Annotated in this window: 13 protein-coding genes; 7 read left to right on the top strand and 6 right to left on the bottom strand. The window is 73.1% G+C overall.

Annotated features, from left to right (window positions below):
- Nucleotides 1–14 precede the first annotated feature (14 nt).
- Entirely contained in the window at nucleotides 15–1,190 is a 1,176-nt protein-coding gene (locus Vau01_RS58700) for an ROK family transcriptional regulator (RefSeq protein WP_204012411.1), read from the bottom strand.
- A gap of 72 nt (nucleotides 1,191–1,262) precedes the next feature.
- Between Vau01_RS58700 and Vau01_RS58695 the strand changes: the two genes are divergently transcribed.
- The 4 genes from Vau01_RS58695 (at nucleotide 1,263) to Vau01_RS58680 (ending at nucleotide 6,207) form a co-directional block, all read left to right on the top strand.
- Nucleotides 1,263–3,380, top strand: coding sequence for an alpha-N-acetylglucosaminidase (locus Vau01_RS58695; protein ID WP_204012408.1), 2,118 nt, complete (start codon nucleotides 1,263–1,265; stop codon nucleotides 3,378–3,380).
- Nucleotides 3,377–4,264: an N-acetylmuramic acid 6-phosphate etherase gene (locus tag Vau01_RS58690; protein WP_204012403.1), complete on the top strand. Its 888-nt coding sequence runs from the start codon at nucleotides 3,377–3,379 to the stop codon at nucleotides 4,262–4,264. The genes Vau01_RS58695 and Vau01_RS58690 overlap by 4 nt, the downstream gene beginning before the upstream one ends.
- Nucleotides 4,261–5,202, top strand: a complete 942-nt coding sequence (locus Vau01_RS58685) for an N-acetylglucosamine kinase (RefSeq protein ID WP_204012399.1) — start codon at nucleotides 4,261–4,263, stop codon at nucleotides 5,200–5,202. Before Vau01_RS58690 ends, Vau01_RS58685 begins: the two co-directional genes overlap by 4 nt.
- Before the next feature lie 63 nt (nucleotides 5,203–5,265).
- The gene (locus tag Vau01_RS58680; protein WP_204012397.1) at nucleotides 5,266–6,207 is read left to right on the top strand and encodes an endonuclease/exonuclease/phosphatase family protein; all 942 of its coding nucleotides are present in this window, start codon (nucleotides 5,266–5,268) and stop codon (nucleotides 6,205–6,207) included.
- Between the two features lie 9 nt (nucleotides 6,208–6,216).
- Here Vau01_RS58680 and Vau01_RS58675 read toward each other — a convergent pair whose 3' ends face one another.
- From Vau01_RS58675 to Vau01_RS58660, 4 genes are read right to left on the bottom strand one after another with little or no spacing between them, the layout of a single operon-like run.
- Entirely contained in the window at nucleotides 6,217–7,002 is a 786-nt protein-coding gene (locus tag Vau01_RS58675) for a maleylpyruvate isomerase family mycothiol-dependent enzyme (protein WP_204012395.1), read from the bottom strand.
- A 42-nt stretch (nucleotides 7,003–7,044) separates the two neighbouring features.
- Nucleotides 7,045–7,941, bottom strand: a complete 897-nt coding sequence (locus Vau01_RS58670) for a toll/interleukin-1 receptor domain-containing protein (RefSeq protein ID WP_204012393.1) — start codon at nucleotides 7,939–7,941, stop codon at nucleotides 7,045–7,047.
- On the bottom strand, nucleotides 7,938–8,930 hold the full coding sequence (locus Vau01_RS58665) for a hypothetical protein (protein WP_204012391.1): 993 nt from the start codon (nucleotides 8,928–8,930) through the stop codon (nucleotides 7,938–7,940). The genes Vau01_RS58670 and Vau01_RS58665 overlap by 4 nt, the downstream gene beginning before the upstream one ends.
- Nucleotides 8,931–8,946: 16 nt before the next feature.
- Nucleotides 8,947–10,551 carry a hypothetical protein gene (locus Vau01_RS58660; protein WP_204012389.1) on the bottom strand — a complete coding sequence of 535 codons (1,605 nt, stop codon included), beginning with the start codon at nucleotides 10,549–10,551 and terminating at the stop codon, nucleotides 8,947–8,949.
- Between the two features lie 145 nt (nucleotides 10,552–10,696).
- On the opposite strand from Vau01_RS58660, the gene Vau01_RS58655 reads away from it, so the two are divergent.
- From Vau01_RS58655 to Vau01_RS58645, 3 genes are read left to right on the top strand one after another with little or no spacing between them, the layout of a single operon-like run.
- Complete coding sequence (locus Vau01_RS58655; RefSeq protein ID WP_308440537.1) at nucleotides 10,697–11,725, top strand: AAA family ATPase; 1,029 nt, start codon at nucleotides 10,697–10,699, stop codon at nucleotides 11,723–11,725.
- Nucleotides 11,715–12,815, top strand: coding sequence for a DUF58 domain-containing protein (locus Vau01_RS58650; protein WP_204012382.1), 1,101 nt, complete (start codon nucleotides 11,715–11,717; stop codon nucleotides 12,813–12,815). Before Vau01_RS58655 ends, Vau01_RS58650 begins: the two co-directional genes overlap by 11 nt.
- Nucleotides 12,812–14,881: a TgpA N-terminal domain-containing protein gene (locus tag Vau01_RS58645; RefSeq protein ID WP_204012379.1), complete on the top strand. Its 2,070-nt coding sequence runs from the start codon at nucleotides 12,812–12,814 to the stop codon at nucleotides 14,879–14,881. The genes Vau01_RS58650 and Vau01_RS58645 overlap by 4 nt, the downstream gene beginning before the upstream one ends.
- Here the strand turns inward: Vau01_RS58645 and Vau01_RS58640 are convergent.
- The gene (locus tag Vau01_RS58640; RefSeq protein WP_204012377.1) at nucleotides 14,829–15,257 is read right to left on the bottom strand and encodes an SHOCT-like domain-containing protein; all 429 of its coding nucleotides are present in this window, start codon (nucleotides 15,255–15,257) and stop codon (nucleotides 14,829–14,831) included. The two genes, Vau01_RS58645 and Vau01_RS58640, sit on opposite strands and share 53 nt — an antisense overlap.
- Between the last annotated feature and the right edge of the window lie 4 nt (nucleotides 15,258–15,261).

The raw sequence follows: 15,261 nt of genomic DNA, 5'->3' as shown, positions 1-15,261 counted from the left end.
ACCGGTGACGGGGATCAGCGGTTGCGGCTGACAGGTGCGTGGAAGCGGTCCTGCTCCACGCAGGACAACGAGTGGTGGACGGCGCCGTGGATGATCGCGTCGGCGCCGAGCGTCGAGATCTCCAGCCGTGGTTGGTTCAGCGGTTCGGACTCGAGGGCCTCGACCAGCGGCTCGAGCAGGATCGGGCCGAGTGCCGCCATGTCGCCGCCGATGACGACCACCTCGGGGTCGAGCAGCGAGCGGATCGCGGCGATGCCCTTGGCGAAGCGCCCCGCCACGGTGCGCACCGCGGCGAGCGCGCGCTCGTCGCCGCGCCCCGCCGCCTCGGCCAGATCTGTCAGGTCGGCCTTCCCGGCGAGCCGCAGCAGTTCGCGGATGCCGACCCACCGTTCGAACGGGCCGAGGTCGGGATCGGCATCGGCGGCTGTTCCGGCCGCGAGGAGGTCGAGGTATCCGATGTCGCCGGCGTCGTTGGACGCGCCGCGGTAGAGGTCGCCGTGCAGCACGATGCCGGCACCGATCCGCTCGCCCCAGTCGATGAACACCAGCGAGTCCTCGGCGTGCGGAGCGCCGCGCCAGCGCTCGCCCCGGGTGGCGAGCTTGACGTCGTTGTCGACGTAGACCGGCGCGTCGACCGCGGCGCGGATGCCCGCGAGGATCGCGTCGCCGGCGATCTCGGGCATGCCGGGGCTGAGCGTGACGTGCCCGGTGGCCGGGTCGACGATGCCGGACGCGGCGGCCGAGACGTGCCACACGTCGGCGGGTTCGACGCCGGCGCGCGTGAGCACCTTGCGGATCGCGGCGCTCAACGACCGGGAGAACGCGGCCGGGCCCGACCGGCGCGGCGCCGCCGTGGACTCCGCCACGAACTCGCCGGCGAGGTCGGCCACGACGATCCGGGTGCGTCCGGGCTCGACGGCGACGCCGACGACGTGGCCGGCCTCGGCCCGGAAGCGGACCATCTGCGGGGGACGGCCGGACGTGGTGGCGGCGCGATCGGGCGCCGAGATCTCCACCAGGCCCATGGATTCGAGGACGGCGAGGGAACGGGTGACCGCCTGGCGCGAGAGCCCGGTCTCCTTCGCCAGCGACGAGACGCTCGTGCGACCCACCGATCGGAGCCGCGTGAGGATCGCCGACGCGTTGACCTCCAGCATGAAGTTCGTGCCGATCGCGACGACCTGTGTCATGGGACCCCCTCCCTTCTTTCGTTGGGCGAAGCTAACATACATACGTACCGTACGGAAGTAAGGGGAACTCGCATGTCACCGACACCGCCGTGGGCCGCCGCCGTGCAGGGCCTGTGGGACCGCGTGACCGGGGGCCACCGGCCATTGCACCTGGCCGCGCTCACCACCGCGGCCACCGGCTCCCGCGCGTTCGAGGTGCGGGACGAGGGGGCCGGGGTGCGCGTCGCGGCCACCGACGGCGTGAGCGCGTGCGTCGGCATCCACCGGTACCTGCGGGACGCGTGCGGCGTCCGGGTCACCTGGGATACCGCGCTTCCCCTCGGTCCCATGGATTTTTCACCGATCGCGCCGATCCGCGGCCGGGCCCGGGTGGAGTCGTTCTACTACCTCAACTTCTGCACCTTCGGTTACTCGACGGCGTGGTGGGACTGGCCGCGGTGGGAACGCGAACTCGACTGGATGGCGCTGCAAGGCGTCACGATGCCGTTGAACCTCGTCGGGCACGAGGCGACGCTCGCGCTGGCGTACTCGCGGATGGGCATGACCGACGACGAGATCCGGTCGTTCCTCGGCGGTCCGGCCTACCTGCCGTGGCTCTACATGGGGTGCCTCGACAGCTTCGCCGGCCCGCTGCCGGTCGGCTGGATCCCGCGTCATCTCGACCTCGGCCGCCGGATCCTCGACCGCGCCCGGGCGTTCGGCATGACGCCGGTGCTGCCCGCGTTCACCGGCCACGTGCCCCGGGAGCTGGCACCGGCCGGCGCCCGCACCCGCGAATGGCAGGGCATGGAGACGCGCGTCGTCGACCCGGACGACCCGCTGTTCCGCACGCTGACCGCCGAAATCGTTACGGCACAACGGGAACTGTTCGGCACCGACCATCTTTACGCGGCCGACCCGTTCATCGAGATGCGCCCGAGCGACGACCACCCGGCCGCCGTCGCCACGGCGATCGTCGAGGGACTGTGGGCCGCCGACGCCGACGCGGTCTGGGTGCTGCAGTCGTGGCCGTTCTCGTACCAGGGCGACTACTGGACGCCCGACCGCGTCAAGCGGTTCCTCGACGGCATTCCCGCCGGCGCGGTCGTCGTCCTCGACCTGTGGGCCGAGGCCGCACCGCAGGCGGAGCGGCTCGACGGCTTCTTCGGCCGGCCGTGGATCTGGACCGGTCTGCTGAACTTCGGCGGACGGAGCGAACCCGTCGCCGACCTGGAATCGACCGCCCGCAACCTCGAAGCGGCACTCGCCGCCGACCGGCCGCCGACCGGTCTCGGCCTCTCCATGGAGGCCATCCACATCAACCCGGTGTTCTACGAACTCATCGCCGACCGGGCGTGGGACCCCGGACCGTCCGATGTGGACACCTGGATCCGCGCGTTCGGCCAGGAACGGTACGGCGTGCGCGATCCGGCGGTCGCGGACGCGTGGAGCGCGCTGCGGGCGTCGGTGCTGAACGGGGAGAGCCGGTCGATCTTCCCCGAGCGGTTCATCTCGGTCGCGGTCTCCCGGCCGGAGTACACGCGCACGCTCGCCGCCGACTCGACGCTGCACGACGACGTGCGCGCCGCCCTGTTCTACGAGCCGAAGGAGCTGCTCCACGCCTGCCGGGCACTGCCCGACGCGGACCGTGCGTTCTTCTGCGTCGCTATCCTGGTCCGCGTCATCGACCACCGGCTGAGCGCGCTCGTCGCTGAGTCGCAGCGCACCGGGACGGTGGATCCGGTTGCGGCGCAACGGTTCCTGGACGCGTTCGACGACCTCGACGCGGTGGCGTCGACCCGTCCGTCCACCCGGCTGTCGACCTGGGTCGGTGACGCGGAGCGCTGGGCCGAGGACGCGGCCGGCCGGCAGGTGCTCGTCGACAACGCGCGGCGGCTCGTGACGGTGTGGAACACGGTCGCGAGCCGATCGCTCGACGACTACTCCGCGCGGATCTGGGGCGGGCTCGTCGGCGGCTACCACCGGCGGCGCTGGGAGCTGTGGCTCACCTACCTGCCGCGCGCTCTCGACCCCGACGGGCGCCCGGCGGCCCAGGAGGCGCTCGACGCCGAACTCGACCGGGTGACACAGGCCTTCATCACCGACGGATCCGCTTACCGTTCCGACGGCGCCGATGTCCGTACCACCGCAGCACTCGTCCTCGACCGCTACGGCGAGGAGTTCAGCGCAATCGAAAGGGCCCCCCGGTGATCCGACCGACCGAACAGCGCAACCCGCGCACCGTCCACATCGACCAGTGGCCGAGCGTCCGAGTCGTCGAGGCGCTCCTCGCCGAGGACGCCACGGCGATCGCGGCAGCGATGGTGGCGGCACCCGCGCTCGCGGACGCCGTCGACCGCGCGTCCGCACGCATCGCGGACGGCGGGCGGGTGCACTACTTCGGCGCCGGTGCGTCCGGACGGCTGGCGGTGCTCGACGCCACCGAGGCGACGCCCACGTTCGGCACCCCGCCGGGGTTCTTCACGCCGCACTTCCCCGGTGGCGCGGCGGCGTTCGCCGACTCGTCCCTCGACTTCGAGGACGCGGAACCGGCCGGGTACGACGACGCCGCGCCGGTCGGCCCGGGGGACGTGGCGGTCGGGCTCACCGCGTCCGGCACGACCCCGTACGTCGCCGGTGCGCTCCGGCGGGCCGGCGCGGCCGGCGCGTTGACGGTTCTGGTCGCCTGCAACGCCGATCCGCCGCTGGCGATGCTCGCCGACGTCACCGTCGTCGCCGACACCGGCCCCGAGGCGATCGCCGGCTCGACGCGGTTGAAGGCCGGCACCGCGACGAAGGTGCTCCTGAACGCGTTCTCCACCGCGCTGATGGTGCGGGCCGGCCGCACGTACTCGAACCTGATGGTCAATCTGGTCGCCACCAACGACAAGCTGCACGACCGCGCCGTCGGCATCGTCGGCACGGTGGCCGGGCTCGGCCCGGGGGAGAGCGCCGCGGTGCTCGGCCGGTGCGACGGCGACGTGCCGCTCGCGCTGACCCACGCGCTGTCCGGTCGCACCGTCGCGGAGAGCCGGCGCGCCCTGACCGACAGCGGCAGCGTCCGCGCGGCCCTTGCGCTGCTGGGTTCTTCATGACCCTGGAGACCTACATCGGGATCGACGTCGGCGGCAGCGGCGTCCGCGTCCGGGCCATCGTGGACGGTCGGCGGCAGCGCGCCGAGGACCGCGGACCCGTGCCCCGCGCGGTCGGTCACATCGACGCGCCCGCCCTCGGCGCCCGCATCGGCGGCCTGGTGGCCAGCATCCACGGCGACGTGACGGCCGAGCGGGTCGCGGTCGGCCTCACCGGGATGCCCGGCCTGCTGGAGGAGCCCGCCGAACTCGCCGGCCACCTGCACCGGCACCTGGCGACCCGCACCGTGATCATCGCGAGCGACTGTCTCACCACGCACGTCGGCGCGCTGGGCGGCCGGCCGGGGTGTGTCGTGGCCGCCGGCACCGGCGTCATCGTGCTCGGCACCGACCACGCCACCACCTGGAACCGCGTCGACGGCTGGGGACACCTGCTCGGCGACGAGGGCAGCGGGTCGTGGATCGGCGCGCAGGGGCTGCGGGCCGCGCTGCGTCACGCCGACGGCCGCGACGGGGGCTCCGCCCTGTTGGACGCCGAGCTGCGGGGCCGCTTCGGCGACGTCGACCCGGCCCTGCGGGCGATCTACGGGTCCCCGTCGCCGGCGCACGAACTCGCGGCGTTCGCCCCGAACGTCGCCCACGCCGCCCACGCCGGCGACCCGGTCGCGCGGGACATCTGGCACCGCGCCGGGGTCCACCTGGCCACGGCGGCGCACGCCGCCGCCCGCGGCCTGCCGCCGAACTTCTCGTGGGGCGGCCGGTTGTTCGACGCCGGCTCGCTGCTGCTGGAGTCCTTCCGTGCCGAACTGGTCCGGCGCGTCCCCGACGCCCGCCTGTCCGAGCCCGAGGGCCAGGCCGCCGACGGTGCGTTGCTGCTCGCCTGCCGCGGCCTGACCGCCGACGCGAAGCCCTACGCGCTGGAGTTCCCGGCTGTTCGTTGACAACCCGGTCGTTCCCCCAGAACATAGATCTCCATCTACGTTCACGGGGGAACGATGAGGAAAATGGCAGTCCTGGGCGCCGTGGTCGCGCTGGCGTCCCTGGTCATCGGACCGGCCAGCGCGACCGGCGCCAACCCGCCGCGGGCCGTGGCGCAGGCGCAACCGTTGAAGCTGCTGCACTTCAACATGGCCGGCGCGACGCTGAACAAGGGCCAGTACCCGATCATCGGCCGGATCATCCGGGAGGTGCAGGAGCGCAGGCCCGACGTCATCTCGCTCAACGAGGTCTGCGACCGGCAGTACGCGCACCTGCTGATCCAGCTCCAGGCGATCGGCTACCCGATGGCCGGGTACTTCCAGAAGTCGCGGACGTTCGTCGGCACGTGTCTCCGGCTGCCCGACACCCGCCACGAAGCCGGCAACGCGATCCTGGTGCGCGGCACGCTCACCGGCGACCAGGGCTACATGTTCACCACCAACCACGTGCTGCAGGCCCGCGAACAGCCGACCGTCAGCGAATCGCGCAGCGTCGCCTGCGTCACCGCGGTGTTCGCGACCGGCGGGCCGCCGGTGAAGGCCTGCTCGACCCACCTGGCACCGAAGGACTCCGGCCAGGCCAACCCGTACGCGGCCCCCGAGGCCGAGGTGCGCGAACTGGCCCGGGTGTTCGGCCCGGAGGCGGCCGCCGGCCCGTTCATCCTGCTGGGCGACCTCAACCTGCTGCCGGGCAACCCGGCACTCGGCACCCTCTACGCGGCGCCGGCCGGCACCACGGGTGAGTTCTGGGAGGTCGACCAGTACCGGAACTGCACGGCGGAATCCTGCGCCGGCCCGGTGCAGGGCGGCGCCCCGTCGCACGGCGAGGGAAAGATCGACTACGCGTTCGTCAGCCGGGGGCATTTCACGTTCGGCTACCAGAACGTCCAGATGATCGACGCCGGCAACTGCGACAGCCACGCGTGCTCGGACCACCGGATCTTCCGCAGCGAGGTCACCCTCGGCTGACCTTTCGGGCTACGCGTCGGGGTCCCAGGCGAGGAGCTGGTCGAAGATGCGGGGGTCGCCGCCGACTTTCAACGCGTCGGCCGGGATGCGGCCGTAGAAGACGAGGACCAACTCGCTGGCCGTGCCCCACAGGGCCGCGTCCGGGTCCTCCGGGTCCTCGCCGGGCATGGTGGCGGGCAGGCGGGCGACCTGTGCGCCCGCGGCGGAGAGGTCGAGGCGCCAGGAGCGGCCCTCGGTGGCGTGGTAGTGGACGACGGCGGGCTCGTGCGGCCAGGCGCTGGTCGTCGCGCAGCAGGTGTGCTGGAACTCGTCGACGCCGTCGAGGGCGACCTCGTCGGGCAGCGGCTGCGGTGCGCCCAGGGTCACCTGGACGTCGTACGTGTGCACCGCGATCTCCTGGAGCTGGTGCCGGGCACCCGCACCGGACGTCTGCGGCGACTGCGAGGTGTCCCACCACGTCCAGCAGTTTCGATCAGGACCGACCTCCCGCAGGGCGTCGAGCAGTTGTTGTGCCGACGCGGTCCACCAGTCCAGCAGGGCCTCGCGGTCGCGCGGCGCGGCCGGGCTGCCCCAGACCGACCGGTCGGGCGGAGCGGACGCCGGACCGGCGGCGACGATGGCGGCCCACTTCCGGCGTCCCTCGCCGAGGTGCCGCACCAGGTCGAACAGCGTCCACCCGGGGCAGGTCGGTACCTGCGCGTCGAGGTCGGGCGCCGCGGCGACGGCGGCCCGGAACGCGGCCGCCCGTTCGTCGATCAGACGCAGCAGGTCGGGGAACTCCAGGGTTTCGCGCACCCCGGTTGTCTACCACCCGCGCCGCCGGCCGGACAGCGGTTTTCACAGCACGCCCTCGACGCCGTTCGAGACGTTCGGCATGCCCTCGAGCGAGTCCTCGCCCGGCCTGGCGAACCGGGAGTTCCCCGGAGCCATGCTCTCCACCGCCTCCACGCTCGCGGGTGGGACGTCGACCACCACGTACGTGCGGCGGCTGCCGTCCTCCGTCAGGTTGCTGTGGACGACCGGATAGGGCTTCTCCGTCGCGACGTCACCGCCGATTCTGGTCTTGGCCCAGAAGCGCCGTCCGTCGTCGGTCTCCTGGTAGTCCATCAGCCAGTAGGAGTGCCCGGTCGCGGCGGCCCGGCAGACCGTCACCGTGATGTACGGGTTGCGTCCGGTGTGTCCCGGCCGCTCCTCGGACACCCGTACGATCCGGGCCGGCCGGCCGCCGCAGGCGTCGTCGGCCGGGGTGTCGAACAGCCGCGCCGCGGTGAACGGCACGGCCGCGACCGCCAGTGCGGCGGTGCCGCCGATCGCGAGCCGCCGCAACCATGGTGGCGGTGGTGGTGACGGCCGTAGCGCGGCACGAAGGTCCTCGACCCACGCCGGCGGCGGCAGTACGCCGGCGGAGACCTGGCAGTCCTGGAGGTGGCTCAGGTCCGGATACCGGGTTCCGGACAGCAGGACGGTGAGGATGTCCTTGCCGAGCGCCTTCGCCTCGTCGATCTCGTGACGGATCCACTTGTGGTCGCCCGCGTCGTCGGCCATGACGACGATGACCGCGCCCGCGGTCGCGAGCTTCCCGGCTATCTCGTCGTCCCATCGCCGGCCGTTCGGGATGTCGACGTCGTACCAGGTGTCGATGCCGGCCTCGGCCAGACCGTCGGCCAGGAACCGCACGTAGCCGGCGACCGTCCGCGGGTAACAGATGAAGGCGAACGGCGCCGATTGCGTCACCTGCATTCGTCCATCGACCCCTGCAACAGGCGGACGACCGCGGCCCGCTCGGCCCCCGGCGGAATGGCGGTCGCGAACGCGAAGGAGCCGTCGGTGCTCTTGTGCTCGGCCCAGAACCCTTCGGCCGCCGACACGTCCATGACGATGACGAACAGGTCGTACCGTTGTCCGGTGTCGGTGCCGAAGTACATGGATCCGGCCCACCGGGGCGGGACGAAACCGTTGCGGTAGCTGCCGACGTAGCCGAAGTACCAGGTCGCGTCCGGTGGGTTGGTCCGCATCTTCGCGAAGAGGATCGTCTTGCCGGTGTCGAGGTCGGCGGTGCCCTCGATCCGCGCGCAGCGGCCGACCGCGTCGCCGTCGTGGTGGCTGGTGATCACCACCGCGCCGCGAGCCGAACCGGACGGCGATTCGCCGGCGGTGCCGGACGGCGTTCCGCCGGCGATGCCGGTGGCCGACGGCTCGCTGATCGGCGGCCGCGGTGGTTCCGGACCCCGGGTGAACCACAGCCCGGCGGCGACGAGCAGGAGGATCACGAGGGCCGAGCCGACCACGACCGGCAGCCACTTCCGATCCGGGCCCGGTCCGATCACGTCGGTCGTCGGGGACCCGGTCGCCGGCGCGACCGCGTGCAGGGCCTCGACGAAGTCACGGGTGGGCAGCTGTCCGCCGGTCACGTCCTCGTACGGGTACTGGTTGAGCCGGAACGGGCGCCGTCCTTGACGCAGCAGTCCGAAGATCGGCATCCCGGCCTGTTCCGCCTGGTCGATCGTTTCGAGGACCGGCGCCGACGCGGCCGAGCCGTCGGTCATGACGATCAGCAGGGCCGACGTCCGGCTCATCCGTCGACGCAGCGCGTCCATCTCCACCACCTCGGGCGGCTTCGGGTCGTAGGTGGCGGCGACCCGCGACCGGCGCAGGTGCGCCACCACCTTGCGGACGTACGCGGCGCCGTCCCTGGCACAGCAGACATACAGCTCACCGGTCATGGGTGCTCCCCTCGGGTCAACAGTCGATCGAGGTCTGATGGACCTTCACGGTGTCCGCGCGGATGCCGGGCAGGCTGGTCGCGGTGATCCACTCGCGACCGCGGAACAGGGACCGCGCGACGTCGACGTCGATGATGATCAGGATCAGGTCGTAGTACTGGTCCTCGGCGGTGCCGAGGAACTTGACGGTGTTCCACGTCCGCTTCACCCCGCCCTTTCTCGTGCCGTCCACGTAGTGGAGGTAGTAGGTGTTGTCCTTCGGGCTGGTGCGGCGGTGGGCGAGCAGGAGCGTGCTGGTCGGCGCGATGTCGGCCGTTCCGCCGGCCGGCTGGCAGCGGGACACCCCGGCACCCGCACGCGGGCTGGTGATCTGCGCGGTCTCGCGCCGCTTCGGGCTGGCCGTAGGCGGCGGCGGGGTTCTCCTGCCGCCGCCGCCTCCGCCCTCGGACGTCCTGGTGGTCGACGACCTCGACGATGTCGGTCCCCGCGACGGTGGGGGCGAGGTGGGCGGCGAGGCCGAGCGTGGCGGCGACGGTGGCGGCGAGGTCGACGGCGGAGGGGACGGCGGCGGCGCGGACGTCTGCCGCAGGTACTTCACCAGATGCCGCGTGGCACCCTCGTGGAACACGACGGCGTCCGGCCCGGCCGGATCGTTGACCCAGACCCGGGACCCGACGGCGAAGACCTCCAGGGCGGCACCCCGACCCGCGACGTCGACGACGGCCGGCGCCCCGGACGCGACCGGGGCGACGACGACCGTGCCGGCGGTGTCGTCGGCGACGAACAGCCGGTCGCCGGCGACGACCGCGGCACCGAACCGGTGACCGGCGGGGCCGAGCGGCCGCTCCTCGGCCGGGCGTCCGGAGTCGAGCCCGACGACCGTGTACGAGCCGCCGTGCACCAGGACGGCGTACCCGCCCGCCGGCGGCACCAGCAGCGACGAGACCTCGGCCGAGGTCCGGGCCGGAACGGCCCGCCGGTCGGGTCCCGCCCCGCGCAGGGTCACGACGGTGCCGGCGGCCGGGTCGGTCAGGGCGATGCCGTCGGGCAGTGCCGCGAGCACCGGCGCGCCGCCGGGCGTGAACGCCCGCCCGATCGTGGTCACCCCCGACCGGTCGACCCGCGCGACCGCACCGGTGCGCGGCAGCGGCAACCACAGCGCCGATCGGGCGACCACCCACCGCTCCGCCGGCGCGTCCGGGAGCTGGACGGTGGATGTCGGCACGCCCGTCGCGTCCAGCCAGCTCACCAGTTTCCGCTCCCGGTCGATGAGGACGGCCTGGCCGTCGACGGTGTCCAGGTGTCGCTGCGCGAGCGTGATCGGGACCGCCCGCAGCGTGCGGACGTCGAGCACCGTCGCCCGGTCCGACCCGGCGTCGTCGACCACGACGTGCGAACCGCGCCGGACCGTGGTGGCGGTGCCGGTGGCCGAGAGCGGCACGACGCTCGTGGTGGCGACCGGACCGCGGGCCAGTGCGTTCGTGCGACCGATGGACCCGCGTTCGGTGCTCAGCAGCCAGGTGACGGCCGATTCGGCGTCGACACCGGGATGGTCGGCGGGGCGGAGGAACACCACCGCGATGCCGATCACGAGAGCGGCCGCGACACCGGCCGCCAACACGCGGTGTCGCCGATCGGTGGATGACCCTGAGGTTTCTCCGGTAATAGGATCGGGAACTGCGGGAGTGGAGCTTCCCATGCGTTAGTCCTATCGCATTCACCCAAATAGGTGACGCCTCGTTGTTCTCAATCTTTGGTGGTGCCAGATCACTATCTTCGCGCCCAGCCGCATCGATCGCGCCGAGTTCATCCGGCGATTCGAAGTCCTGTGTTCGCATGTCGGAACGGCTATTCTCGGCAAGGACGAGCAGGTCGACCTCGCCGTGGTCTGCCTGCTCGCCGACGGCCATCTGCTGCTGGAAGACCGCCCGGGGCTTGGGAAAACGCGATTCGCCCGCGCGTTTGCCGAGGCATTCGGCGGCACCTACCGCCGGGTGCAGGGAACGCCCGACCTGCTGCCGTCGGACATTACCGGATCGCTCATTCTCGACCGCAGCGCCGATGCGGCGAACACCAATGGACGATCGGACGGATTCCGTATCCGATACGGCCCGGTGTTCTCCCACGTGTTGTTGTTCGACGAAGTGAATCGCACTCCGCCACGCACCCAGTCGGCATTACTGGAAGCGATGGAGGAACGTCAGGCGACCATTTTCGACGAGACTCCCCGCCTGCCGGATCCGTTTTTTGTGATCGCGACTCAGAATCCGATCGACATGGACGGAACGTACTCTCTCCCGGAGGCGCAACTCGACCGCTTCCTGATGCGACTGGAGCTCGGTTACCCGGACACCGACGCGTTCCGTGCGATCCTCGACCGGATCGGCGCCGACCGCCCGGTCCCCGTCCAGCGGACCGCGCAGACCGCCGCCACCGGCATCGATCCGGCCGGGCTGCTGGAGATGATCGACCACGCGCGGACGGTTCCCGTCACCACCGAGGTCCGCGACTACCTCGCCGCGATCGTCGAGGCGACCCGGGACCAGCAGCGTGTCCTGCTCGGGGCGAGCCCCCGTGCCGGGCTCGCGTTGCTCCGTGCCGCGCGGGTCTACGCCGCGGCCCGGGGAGCCGGGTCCGTCCACCCGGACCATGTCCAGGCCCTGGCCGGACCCGTGCTGGCCCACCGCATCGTCCTCGCCGACGCCCCGGTCGTCGGCGTGACCCGCGCCCAGCTCGACTACGTCGCCGAGGTGGTCGCCTCGGTGCCGACCCCGAAGCACCGTCATGACGCCTGACGCCGTCACGGTCCTCGTGGTCGGGTCGGGTGCCGCGACGCTGTGGTGGCTCGGGTTCCGGGCCGCCCTCCCGGTCGCGGTGACAGCCGTTCTGTTGCTGGCGGTGGCGGTGCTGTGGCGGCTGGTCGGCGCGCGTCACTGCACCCTCGAACTCACCGTCACGCCCGGTCGGGTCCAGCGCGGGGACGAGGTGGAGGTCCGCGCCGCCGCCCGCCCGACGTCGCGGGGCAGCGGCCGGATCCGGGCGGCGGCCGTCGTTCTCGGCGCCGAACGCGATTTGACGATCCCGGTCACCACCGGCGATCCGGCGCGGTGGCGGGTCGTCGCCGAACACCGCGGCGTCGTCCCGTCGGCGGTCATCCGGAGCGAACACGTCGGCCCGTTCCGGCTCGCGCGGCTCCGGCAACGGAGCCGCCCAGCGACCGGGACCGTCGTGCTGCCGCGGCGCCACCCGTTCGCCACGGCGAACCTCGCCGCCCGGGTCGACGACCAGGACCGCACCGGCCGGACGCGCGGTGGGGCGGCGCTGGCGGGTCTGCGCGAGTACGTGCCGGGCGACGACGTGCGACTCGTCCACTGGCCGGCGAGCGCCGGAACGCCGGACGGCACGCTGCTGGTCCGCCAGCAGTTGACCGCGCGCTGCCCCGCGTTCCGCGTTCTGCTCGACCCCGACGCCGCCGACGCGCACTTCGAGTCGTGCGTGGACGTCGCCTACTCCCTCATGCTCGCCCTCGCCACCGTCGACGCCCACCGCACCGAGCTGTGCACCGTGATGAACGACGTCGTCGCCCGACGGGACGCGCCCGCCGCCGTCGAGCGGCTCCTCCTCGAGGTCCGCCGGTGCCGCGGCCACGGGTCCGCGCCGGGCCGGTGCCGGGCGGCGTTGCACCGGATCGCGGCCCGGTCCCGCGTCGACCGGACGACCACGGTCCTGGTGACGACCGCCGCACCGACCGCGTCCACCGGCGCGACCGTCCACCTCCGGCTCGGTGCGCCGGAGCGGATCGGCAGGTTCGGCGCCACCGTCGTCCTGGCGGCACCGGACGCCGCCACCGCCGCCCGGATCTGGGCCACGACGGTGATCCGATGACACGTGTCGACGTCGTCCTGGTCGTCGTCGCGACGGTGGCCGCGGGGCTCTCCTTCGACCGCGCGTTCGACCTGCCGGTGCTCCTCCCGGTCGTGGCGGCGGCGGCGGCGGTGCCCGCCCTCCTGCTGGTGCTCGCGGACCGGTGGAAGCGGGTCCGGTTCGCGGTGCGAGCCGTGGTGCACCTCGGGTCGGCCGCGGCGCTGTTCGTGCTGGTCCGGGGTGGCGCGTTGGCGCTGCTGGCGGTCACGCTGCCGGCGCCGCCACGGCCGGAGCTGCTCGTCGTACCGGCGGCCGTCACCTGGCTCGGCGCGGCTGTCGGTACCGGGATCGCGCTGCTGCGGTGGCGGCGCGGCGGCCCGGTGGCCCTGCTGCCGGCCGCGTTCGCTCTCACCGGCGCGGCGCTCGTGGGGCCGGGCACCCGGCTCGACGCCGCGTTCGCCGCGGTCGTGGGGCTGTGCGGGGCGATGCGTCTGCTGAGCTCGTCGGGCCGACGCATCCGCGCGGGAATGGCGCTCGCCGCGCTCGTCGCCGTCGCCGTCGGGGTGTCACCGGTCGTCGCGCCGTACGCCCGGCAGACCCCGGTCGACGTGCGCGCCGCTGTTCCGCGGGCACTGCTGCCCCGGGCCGCGGTCAACCCGCTCGACCTGGTCGACGGCTGGCTGACCGACCCCGACCGGGTCCTGTTCTCGGCGGTGACCGACCGGCCGGTGCGGTACTGGCGGCTCGCCGTTCTCGACTCCTTCGACGGCGAGCAGTGGCAGCCGCCGTCGCGTTACCTGTGGGCCGGACGCGGCGTGCCGTCGCCACCGTCCGGCGCCGGCACCATTCACCAGACCGTCACCGTCGACGGCCTGGACGGGCCGTTCCTGCCGGCCGTCGACCGCCCGGACCGGATCGGAGCACCGGTCCACGCCGTCGACCCCGACAGCGGGGTCCTGCTCGCCCGGTCACCGGTGCGGACCGGCCTCGCCTACACGGTCCGGTCGAACGACCGGCGCGACCCGCCGGACGCACCGTGCGTGCCGGCCACCGACGTGCGGGCCGACGCCGCCACCCGCCAGGTTCCGGGGGACCTCGCCGAACCGCTCCGGACGCTCCTCGGGCCGGTCGAGTGCGGCGCCTCGTTCACCGGCTTCGCCGACGGCGTCGCGGCCCGCCTCCGGGACGGGCGCCGCACCATGGCGCGCAGCCCGGCGACTGGGACGAGCATCGGCGCGATGCTGCGGTTCCTCGACGGCGACCGGACCGGCACCGCGGTCGAGTTCGCCGCCGCGTTCGCCCTCGCCGCCCGGGTGGCGCACCTGCCCAGCCGGCTCGTCGTCGGCTTCGAACCGGCCGCGGTCGCCGCGGGGGAGGTGCAACGGATCCTCGGCCGCGACGTCCGGGTCTGGGTCGACGTCCGGCTGCGGGACCGCGGCTGGACGGCCTACCACCCGGTGCCGCCGGCCGCCGAGGACCTGCGGCGGCCGGATCCCGTCGCGCTGCCGGCGCAGCCTCCGCCGCCCCCGGTCGACAGCGGACCGACGCCGACCGGGACACCCGGACCCGGGCCGGTCGCCGCACCGCCGGATCCGTGGTGGTTCACGCTATTGGCCGTACCGATCGGCGGCTACGTCCTCGCCGTCGGTCTCACGCCCGCGCTGCGACGGGCCCGCCGACGCCACACCGGCACCGTCCGGAGCCGACGCGTCGGTGCCTGGCACGACGTCCTCGACGAACTCGCCTACCGCCCGGCCGGTCACGCGACGCCGACCGACCTGCTGACCGCCACGCCCGCCTCGACCCGCGACCTGATCCGCGCCCGCTGCCCCGACCTGACCGGTCCGACCGTGCGCCTGTGCCGGATCGCCGAGCTCAGCCTCTTCGGCCCGCCCGGATCGGACGACGGTGACTCCCGCGATGCCTGGCGAGCGGCGACCGCGATCCGCCGCCGGTTGCGCCGGCGACGCCGCGTCCGTCGTTTCCTGAGCCCGTCGAACCTCCGCGGGTCACCGTGGCAACCGTCGAGCCGGACTACTCGCAGAACACCTGGACCTTGGCGTTGGGGTCGTCGACGTCGACGGTGAGGTCGTGGAGGTGGTCGATGAGCTCTTCGAGCTGCTGCGGCTTGAGCTGGGTGAGGTCGATCGGCACGCCGGCCTTGTCGAGCTCGTTGTTGACCTTGACGAGTGCCTGCGGGGGGATGAGGCTCGTGAGCCGTACCCCGGCGCGCAGCAACTGGAGCGGTACCCGGACGTTGATCCGGCTCGGCCCGTCGGTGCCGGCATCCTCCGCGTGCACCACCACGCGCAGGTACCTGGGCGCGGACTTGGTGCCGGACATGGCCAGCGGTGCCGGCTCGGGCCGCTCGGGCGGGAGGGCGTCGATGAGACGTTCGGCCTCGTCCGCGGTGATCTTGCCCTCGGCCAGCATCTCGAGGATCTGGCGGCGCTGCTCGTTCATGGAA

This window comes from Virgisporangium aurantiacum (genome assembly GCF_016863635.1).
In the GTDB taxonomy this organism is placed as follows: domain Bacteria; phylum Actinomycetota; class Actinomycetes; order Mycobacteriales; family Micromonosporaceae; genus Virgisporangium; species Virgisporangium aurantiacum.
Note: the sequence above shows the minus strand (reverse complement) of the source record. Positions and strands in the feature narration are given on the sequence as shown.

What these genes read in the sequence shown, in the direction of transcription:
- Vau01_RS58700 (WP_204012411.1), bottom strand. Translation starts at nt 1,190, where the DNA reads ATGACACAGGTCGTCGCGATCGGCACGAACTTCATGCTGGAGGTCAAC.
- Vau01_RS58695 (WP_204012408.1), top strand. Translation starts at nt 1,263, where the DNA reads ATGTCACCGACACCGCCGTGGGCCGCCGCCGTGCAGGGCCTGTGGGAC.
- Vau01_RS58685 (WP_204012399.1), top strand. Translation starts at nt 4,261, where the DNA reads ATGACCCTGGAGACCTACATCGGGATCGACGTCGGCGGCAGCGGCGTC.
- Vau01_RS58680 (WP_204012397.1), top strand. Translation starts at nt 5,266, where the DNA reads ATGGCAGTCCTGGGCGCCGTGGTCGCGCTGGCGTCCCTGGTCATCGGA.
- Vau01_RS58665 (WP_204012391.1), bottom strand. Translation starts at nt 8,930, where the DNA reads ATGACCGGTGAGCTGTATGTCTGCTGTGCCAGGGACGGCGCCGCGTAC.
- Vau01_RS58650 (WP_204012382.1), top strand. Translation starts at nt 11,715, where the DNA reads ATGACGCCTGACGCCGTCACGGTCCTCGTGGTCGGGTCGGGTGCCGCG.
- Vau01_RS58645 (WP_204012379.1), top strand. Translation starts at nt 12,812, where the DNA reads ATGACACGTGTCGACGTCGTCCTGGTCGTCGTCGCGACGGTGGCCGCG.
- Vau01_RS58640 (WP_204012377.1), bottom strand. Translation starts at nt 15,257, where the DNA reads ATGAACGAGCAGCGCCGCCAGATCCTCGAGATGCTGGCCGAGGGCAAG.